Origin of the sequence: Pedococcus sp. (assembly GCF_036000045.1) — a bacterium.
Lineage (GTDB): Bacteria > Actinomycetota > Actinomycetes > Actinomycetales > Dermatophilaceae > Pedococcus.
In genome coordinates, this window is sequence record NZ_DASYGF010000042.1 from 1 (window position 1) to 8,445 (window position 8,445).

At 69.3% G+C, this 8,445-nt stretch carries 5 protein-coding genes, 1 tRNA gene and 1 pseudogene; all 7 read left to right on the forward strand.

Annotation, left to right across the window (positions count from 1 at the left end):
- A pseudogene (locus tag VGN50_RS07225) lies at nt 1-282 on the forward strand (DNA replication and repair protein RecF); the annotation flags it as partial.
- Nucleotides 275-823 carry a DUF721 domain-containing protein gene (locus VGN50_RS07230; RefSeq protein WP_327444047.1) on the forward strand — a complete coding sequence of 183 codons (549 nt, stop codon included), beginning with the start codon at nt 275-277 and terminating at the stop codon, nt 821-823. The pseudogene VGN50_RS07225 and the gene VGN50_RS07230, both read left to right, overlap by 8 nt.
- A gap of 87 nt (nt 824-910) precedes the next feature.
- A complete protein-coding gene (locus VGN50_RS07235) occupies nt 911-2,365 on the forward strand; it encodes a protealysin inhibitor emfourin (RefSeq protein ID WP_327444048.1) in 1,455 nt (484 codons plus the stop codon).
- 413 nt (nt 2,366-2,778) lie between these two features.
- A complete protein-coding gene (gene gyrB, locus VGN50_RS07240) occupies nt 2,779-4,764 on the forward strand; it encodes a DNA topoisomerase (ATP-hydrolyzing) subunit B (protein WP_327444051.1) in 1,986 nt (661 codons plus the stop codon).
- Between the two features lie 103 nt (nt 4,765-4,867).
- Nucleotides 4,868-7,543, forward strand: coding sequence for a DNA gyrase subunit A (gene gyrA / locus VGN50_RS07245; RefSeq protein ID WP_327444049.1), 2,676 nt, complete (start codon nt 4,868-4,870; stop codon nt 7,541-7,543).
- Nucleotides 7,540-8,043, forward strand: coding sequence for a DUF3566 domain-containing protein (locus tag VGN50_RS07250; RefSeq protein WP_327444050.1), 504 nt, complete (start codon nt 7,540-7,542; stop codon nt 8,041-8,043). Before gyrA ends, VGN50_RS07250 begins: the two co-directional genes overlap by 4 nt.
- Before the next feature lie 222 nt (nt 8,044-8,265).
- A tRNA-Ile gene (locus tag VGN50_RS07255) sits at nt 8,266-8,342 on the forward strand.
- The last annotated feature ends 103 nt before the right edge of the window (nt 8,343-8,445 follow it).

Below are 8,445 nucleotides of genomic sequence, written 5' to 3' on the forward strand. Positions count from 1 at the left end.
CCGGCCAAAGGCTATGCCAGCCACGGCGAGAGCTGGTCGTTCGCGCTGGGACTCAAGCTCGCGGCATACCAGCTGCTGCGCCACGACCTCGGTGACGACCCGGTGCTGCTGCTGGACGACGTTTTCGCCGAGCTCGACACCGGCCGCCGCGAGCGGCTCGCCGCCATGGTGGCCGACTGCGAGCAGGTGATCATCACCGCCGCGGTGGACGCTGACGTGCCCGCGTCGCTGCGCGGCCAGTCGTATGCCGTGTCGCTGGGTGAGGTGGCGCGCCGTGACTGACGATCCAACCGACGTACCTGGTGGGGAGGGACCACCTATGGGGGAGGAGGTGGAGGTCGAGGATGCCGCGACGGCCGCCCTGCAACGCGCCCGCGCTGCCGCCCGTGACAAGGGGCTGCGCCCGGGGCTGAAGCCGATGCGCGCTCGGCGTCCGGGCGTCCCGGGCCGGCCCGGCTCCAGAGACGGCCGCGACCCCGAGCTGCTCGGTGACCAGATGGACCGGCTGCTGTCCGACCGAGGGTGGAAGGTCGACGTCGCGGTCGGCTCGGTCATGGGGCGCTGGCCGGAGATCGTCGGCGCGGAGGTGGCCCAGCACTGCACCCCGGTGACCTTCGAGCTCGGCGTGCTCACCGTGCGGGCCGACTCGACGGCCTGGATGGTCCAGCTGCAGCTGCTCGAGTCCTCGATCATGGGCCGGCTCGAGGGAGAGGTGGGCAAGGGCACGGTCTCGGCCCTCAAGGTGGTCGGACCCAGCGCGCCCTCGTGGTCCAGAGGGCCGCGCCGCAGCCTGGGGCCGGGGCCGCGCGACACCTACGGGTGAGCGCGGCTCGGGGTGACGGCCGTCGGTGGTCCGGCGCAGACTGGCCTGGTCGAGGCAAGCGACAGGACTGAGAGGCTCGGGACTCCCATGGATATGGCCGCGAAGAAGACAGGTGTCGTCCGCTGCAGCATCGTCCCGCCCTACCTGCTCGAGGCGCTGACCCAGCAGCCTGACGACCACGTCGCTCAGCTCGCCCAGCACTCGCTCGAGCACGACCACCACCTGCGGCAGCTGCGCACGGCCACGCCGCCACGGACGTTCTCGACGTCCGACCACCCGGTGGCGCACCAGGCGGGCGCCCCGGCGCCCCACGTCGACGACGGCCACACACCTCAGCGCACCATCGCCGACGCGCACGGCAAGGAGACCACGCCGGGCACCACGGTCCGACGCGAGGGGCAGGGCGCGACCGGCGACCCCGCGGCCGACGAGGCCTACGACGGGTTCGGGCAGACGTGGTCGCTCTATCACGACGTCTTCGGCCGGGACTCCCTCGACAACCGCGGCCTGCCGCTGCTCGGCACCGTGCACTACGGCACCGACTACGACAACGCCTTCTGGGACGGCACCCAGATGGTCTTCGGCGACGGGGACGGACGGGTCTTCACCCGGTTCACCATCGCGGTGGACGTCATCGGCCACGAGCTGACCCATGGCGTCACCGAGTTCACCGCCGCGCTCACCTACCAGGGCCAGCCCGGGGCGCTCAACGAGTCGCTGTCCGACGTCTTCGGCTCGCTGGTCAAGCAGCGCGCGCTCGGGCAGACCGCGGAGCAGGCCGACTGGCTGATCGGGGCCGGGCTGTTCCTCCCGTCGGTCCATGGCGTCGCGCTGCGCTCGATGAAGGCACCCGGCACGGCGTACGACGACCCCCAGCTCGGCAAGGACCCGCAGCCGGCCACCATGGCCGGCTACGTCCAGACCGCCGACGACAACGGCGGGGTCCATCTCAACTCCGGCATCCCCAACCACGCCTTCTACCTCGCGGCCATCGGCATCGGCGGCCATGCCTGGGAGGGTGCGGGCCGGGTCTGGTACGACGTGCTCACGGGGGGCCACGTCCCCCAGGACTGTGACTTCGCCACGTTCGCGGCGGCGACGGTGGCCGCCGCCGAGCAGCGGTTTGCCGCGAGCTCACCGCAGGCGCAGGCCGTGCGGGATGCGTGGACCCAGGTGGGAGTGAGCCTGACGTCCGGCTCCGCCGGCGGTCCCTCGGGCTCTGCCGGGGGTGGGCGGCCGGCCCCGGGCCCGGTGACCAGCCCCGCTGTCCTGCTCGTACGTCGCACCGGGGGGCTCGCCGGGCTGCGCCAGGAGCGCACCGTGGCTCTCGACGACCTGCCCGGCGCCGACGCAGACCACTGGCGCGAGCTGCTGCACGAGGGGGTGCTCGACCGGCTGGCCGCCGAGCCCGAGCCGCATGCCGTCCCCGACTCCTACGTCTACACCGTCGCCTATCCCGCGGACGGCGACGAGGTCGCGGTGCCCGAGCACGGCATACCGGAGGCAGTGCGGACTCTCTTTCAGCGGACGCTGGAGGCCTGAAGGGCCCGGCCCGGGCCGATGAGGGGAGGATCGTCAGGAAGGCCAGAATCGGGCGCTGAAAGGGCGGTCGACGTACCGGGGACCATCTGGGGGCCTTTTTTTCGGTCCTATGTGCGCTCCTGGGCCTCCTGACGCGGCTCATGACACCGCCGACAGGTAGACTGTGAGGTGAATCCGCGGCCGGCTGGTCTCCAGTCTGGTCGCGTTCCATGAGCAGGGTGCACCGAGGCCGAGGCGTGACCGATCTGTCGCACAGATCCGTCCGGGCGGCTGGTGTGCCAGAGACAAGGAGCACTGTGTCCGAGGCCGACCTCACGCCAGACGAGAACCTGCCCACCGACGGTCCGACCGAGCATCTGACGGCGGCCGAGGCCGAGCAGGCCCGAGAGGCAGCGGAGGCCGAGCTCGCGGGCGTGCCGGCCGGGTCGGACTACGACGCCAGCGCGATCACGGTCCTCGAGGGCCTCGAGGCGGTCCGCAAGCGCCCCGGCATGTACATCGGCTCGACCGGTGAGCGCGGCCTGCACCACCTGGTCTGGGAGATCGTGGACAACGCGGTCGACGAGGCCCTGGCCGGCTACGCCGACACCATCGACGTCACGCTGCTCGCGGATGGCGGCGTCCGGGTCACCGACAACGGTCGAGGCATCCCCACGGGCATGAACGAGCAGTACGGCGTGTCGACCGTCGAGCTCGTGCTGACCCAGCTCCACGCCGGCGGCAAGTTCGGCGGTGGCGGCTACAAGGTGTCCGGTGGGCTGCACGGCGTGGGCTCCTCGGTCGTCAACGCGCTGTCCAGCCGGCTCGACGCCGAGGTCTACCAGCTGGGCCACGCCTGGCGGATGTCCTTCGACCACGGCGTGCCCGTCGCCCCCCTGGCCCAGGAGGAGGCGTCGGACGCGACCGGCACGACCATCACCTTCTGGGCGAGCCCCGAGATCTTCGAGACGACGGTCTACGACTTCGAGACCATCCGGGCGCGGTTCCAGCAGATGGCGTTCCTCAACAAGGGCCTGACCATCAACCTGGTCGACGAGCGCCAGCCCGAGAGTGCCGAGGACGCGGCCGAGACGGTCGACGCGGCCGAGCAGAAGCCTCGCCAGATCTCCTACCGCTACGAGAACGGCCTGGTCGACTACGTCACCCACCTGGTGTCGTCCAAGAAGTCCGAGCCGGTGCACGCCGAGATCATCTCGATCGAGTCCGAGGACACCGAGCGCCAGCTGTCGCTCGAGCTGGCGATGCAGTGGACCACCGCGTACTCCGAGTCGGTCCACACCTACGCCAACACGATCAACACCCACGAGGGCGGCACCCACGAGGAGGGCTTCCGCGCGGCGATGACCAAGCTCATCAACGACTTCGCCCGCAAGCAGAACCTCCTCAAGGACAAGGACGACAACCTCACCGGCGACGACATCCGCGAGGGCCTGACCGCCGTGGTGTCGGTCAAGCTCGGCGAGCCACAGTTCGAGGGCCAGACCAAGACCAAGCTCGGCAACTCCGAGGTCAAGGGCTTCGTCCAGCGCGCGATGACGGACGAGTTCGGCCACTGGCTCGAGGCGCACCCCGGTGAGGGCAAGGACATCGTCCGCAAGTCGATCCAGGCGGCGGCGGCCCGCATGGCCGCCCGCAAGGCCCGCGAGGCCACCCGGCGAAAGGGGCTGCTGGAGTCCGGCGGCCTGCCGGGCAAGCTGCGCGACTGCCAGAGCAAGGACCCGAGCATCTCCGAGGTGTTCATCGTCGAGGGTGACTCGGCAGGTGGCTCGGCCGTGCGCGGTCGCAACCCGCACAACCAGGCGATCCTGCCGATCCGCGGCAAGATCCTCAACGTCGAGAAGGCCCGCATCGACAAGGTGCTCGCCAACAACGAGGTCCAGGCGCTGATCTCGGCGTTCGGCACCGGCATCGGTGAGGACTTCGACAAGACCAAGGCGAGGTACCACAAGATCGTGCTGATGGCCGACGCCGACGTCGACGGCCTGCACATCCGCACCCTGCTGCTCACCCTGCTGTTCCGGTTCATGCGCCCGCTCATCGAGGAGGGCTACGTCTACCTCGCGCAGCCGCCGCTCTACCGCCTCAAGTGGAGCAACCACGCGCACGAGTTCGCCTACTCCGACCGCGAGCGCGACGCGATGGTGACGGCCGGCCAGTCCCAGGGCTGGCGCCTGCCCAAGGATGCCGGCATCCAGCGCTACAAGGGTCTGGGCGAGATGGACTACCAGGAGCTGTGGGAGACCACGATGGACCCCGACCACCGGGTGCTCCTGCAGGTCACGCTCGACGACGCGGCCGCCGCCGACGAGATCTTCGCGATCCTCATGGGCGAGGACGTCGAGAGCCGCCGCGGGTTCATCCAGCGCAACGCGCGCGACGTCCGGTTCCTGGATATCTGAGCCTTGACATCTGAGTCGTATGCCATGGGGCCGGTTTCACGTGGAACCACGCCTCGCGGCATACCGGCGAACTTTGCGAACTGTATGAGCGACAAGGGAATTCATGACTGAGACACCGCCCATCGACTACGACCGCACTGAGGCGGTCGACCTCAACACCGAGATGCAGCGCAGCTACATCGACTACGCGATGACGGTCATCGTGAGCCGCGCGCTGCCCGATGTGAGGGACGGTCTCAAGCCGGTGCACCGTCGCGTGGTCTACGCGATGTTCGACGGCGGCTACCGCCCCGACCGCGGCTACAACAAGTGCTCGCGCGTCGTCGGCGAGGTCATGGGGCAGTACCACCCGCACGGTGACGCCTCGATCTATGACGCGTTGGTCCGCCTCGTGCAGGACTGGTCGATGCGCTACCCGCTGGTCGACGGCCAGGGCAACTTCGGCTCGCCCGGTGACGACCCGGCCGCCGCGCCGCGGTACACCGAGTGCCGGATGGCGCCACTGGCGCTGGAGATGGTCCGCGACATCGACCAGGACACCGTCGACTTCCGCGACAACTACGACGGCAAGACCCAGGAGCCGGTCGTCCTGCCGAGCCGGTTCCCCAACCTGCTCGTCAACGGCTCGTCGGGCATCGCCGTCGGCATGGCCACGAACATCCCGCCGCACAACCTGCGCGAGGTCGCCGACGCGGCGCAGTGGCTGCTGGCCAACCCCGAGGCCTCGCGCGAGGAGACGCTCGACGCCGTACTGGCCCGCATCCAGGGCCCGGACTTCCCCACCGGCGCGCTCATCCTCGGCCGCAAGGGCATCGAGGACGCCTACCGCACGGGCCGCGGGTCGGTCATCATGCGGGCGGTCGTCGAGGTCGAGGAGATCCAGGGCCGGCAGTGCCTGGTGGTCACTGAGCTCCCCTACCAGGTCAACCCCGACACCTTGGCTCAGAAGATCGCCGAGCTGACCAAGGAGGGTCGCCTGTCGGGCATCGCCGACATCCGCGACGAGACCTCCGGCCGCACCGGCCAGCGCCTGGTCATCGTGCTCAAGCGCGACGCTGTGGCCAAGGTCGTGCTCAACAACCTCTACAAGCACACCCAGCTGCAGACCAACTTCGGCGCGAACATGCTGGCGCTGGTCGACGGTGTGCCGCGCACGCTGCCGGTCGACGCTTTCATCCGGCACTGGGTCGAGCACCAGATCGAGGTCGTCGTCCGGCGCACCCAGTTCCGCCTGCGCAAGGCTGAGGCCGACATCCACATCCTGCGTGGCTACCTCAAGGCGCTCGACGCGCTCGACGAGGTCATCGCGCTGATCCGGCGCTCGCCGACCGTCGAGGAGGCCCGCGACGGCCTGATCCGGCTGCTCGAGATCGACGAGATCCAGGCGCGCGCGATCCTCGACATGCAGCTGCGCCGCCTGGCTGCCCTCGAGCGCCAGAAGATCATCGACGACCACGACCGGCTCCAGGCGCTGATCCTCGACCTGCAGGACATCCTCGGCAAGCCTGAGCGCCAGCGCACGATCGTCTCCGAGGAGCTGGGCGAGATCGTCGCCAAGTACGGCGACGACCGGCGCACCCGGATCGAGTTCTTCGACGGCGACATGTCGATGGAGGACCTCATCCCCGAGGAGGACGTGGTCGTCACGATCACCCGGGGTGGCTACGCCAAGCGCACCCGGGTCGACGCCTACCGCTCGCAGGGACGCGGCGGCAAGGGCGTGCGTGGTGCCCAGCTGCGCGGTGACGACATGGTGGAGCACTTCTTCACCACCACGTCGCACCACTGGCTGCTGTTCTTCACCAACCTCGGGCGCGTCTACCGGGCCAAGGCGTACGAGCTGCCGGACTCCGGGCGCGACGCCAAGGGTCAGCACGTCGCCAACCTGCTCGCGTTCCAGCCCGACGAGAAGATCGCCCAGGTGCTTGACGCGCGTGACTACGCCGAGCAGCCCTACCTCGTGCTGGCCACCAAGAACGGCCTGGTCAAGAAGACGCGGCTCGAGGACTACGACTCCCCCCGCAGCGGCGGTCTCATCGCCATCAACCTCAAGGACGGCGACGAGCTCGTGGCCGCTGACCTGGCGTCGGCGACCGACGACCTGCTGCTGGTCTCGCGCAAGGCGATGTCGGTGCGGTTCCACGCCACCGACGAGCAGCTGCGGCCGATGGGCCGGGCAACGAGCGGTGTCACGGGCATGCGGTTCCGTGACAGCGACTCGCTGCTGTCGCTCTCGGTGATCCACGAGGGCGAGGACCCCGACGTGTTCGTGGTGTTCGAGAACGGTATGGCCAAGCGCTCCCCCGCCTCAGACTGGAACGCCAAGGGCCGAGGCGGCCTCGGCGTGGCCGTTGCCAAGATCACCGAGCGCAACGGTGACCTGGTGGGCGCCCTCACGGTGGACGAGGACGACGAGGTCCTGGTCATCATGGGCAAGGGCAATATCGTCCGTATGCCGGTGGCACCAGTCACCCGGCGCGGCCGGAACACCCAGGGCATGAAGTTCGCCAACCCGGGTCCGGGTGACTCGGTCGTCGCGCTCGCCCGGAACCCCGAGCGGGCGGCTGACGAGGCTGCTGCCGCCGAGGTCGTCGGCGAGGTGACCGGCGAGGTGACCGGCGAGGCTGTTGACGCGGCCATTGACGCCCCCGGCGGCGTGGTCGATGGAGACTCCGGGGCCCTCGATGCCGTAACTTGGTCCGAGAACGAACAGGTCGTGGACGGTGGCACCCAGGTCGCCGAAGAACCCGATGGCGAAGCCAGTGGAGGTACCGAGTGAGCACGGCAGGCCAGACGAGCACCTCGTCCCGTCCCTCGGGCGGTCAGCAGCCGGGAGTGACCGGCAGCTCGGCGGTCCCCCGCTCGGCGGCGGGCGGCCCGACCCGCCCGGGTGGCTCGGCGGCGGGCGTGGCCCGTGCTCGCCGGGTCAAGCTCACGGTCTCGCGGGTCGACCCGTGGTCGGCCATGAAGATGTCGTTCTTGATTTCTGTGGCGCTCGGCATCGCCGGCGTGGTCATGGTCGCCGTGCTGTGGATGATCCTGTCCGGGATGGGCGTGTTCTCGCAGGTCAACAAGCTCGTTGGAACGATCTTCAACGACCCGCAGAACCCGTTCAACATCATGGACTTCGTCGGGTTCGGCCGGGTGCTGTCGCTGTCGATCGTCATCGGCGTCATCGACGTCATCCTGATGACGGCGCTCGCGACGCTCGGGGCGTTCCTCTACAACATCTGCTCCGCCCTGGTCGGCGGCCTGCAGTTGACCCTGACCGACGACTGACGCGCGCTCGTTCGCGGGCGGTGCCCTCCCCTCTCGCCGGCAGCAACTTCTGCTAGCGCAGGGTGCTGCCCGCGGCATACGTTGCAACCTGCCTGGAGGGCAGGATCGTCTGCTGAGGCACGGCGTCGCGGGTCTGTTTGGGCCGTTTTGGAGGTGGGTCTTGCGGTGCTGTAACCTCGTGCCTCGCGCCACCCACCGTGGCGCAGCGGAGATTGGGCTCACGGGCCTATAGCTCAGACGGTTAGAGCGCTTCCCTGATAAGGAAGAGGCCACAGGTTCAAGTCCTGTTAGGCCCACCAATCCCGATCCCCGCGCCCCTGTGGGAGGGAAGGCGGACGGCATGAAGAAGATCCTGATCCTGATCGCCACCGCGATCGGTGCGGCGGCAGTCCAGAGGAAGTT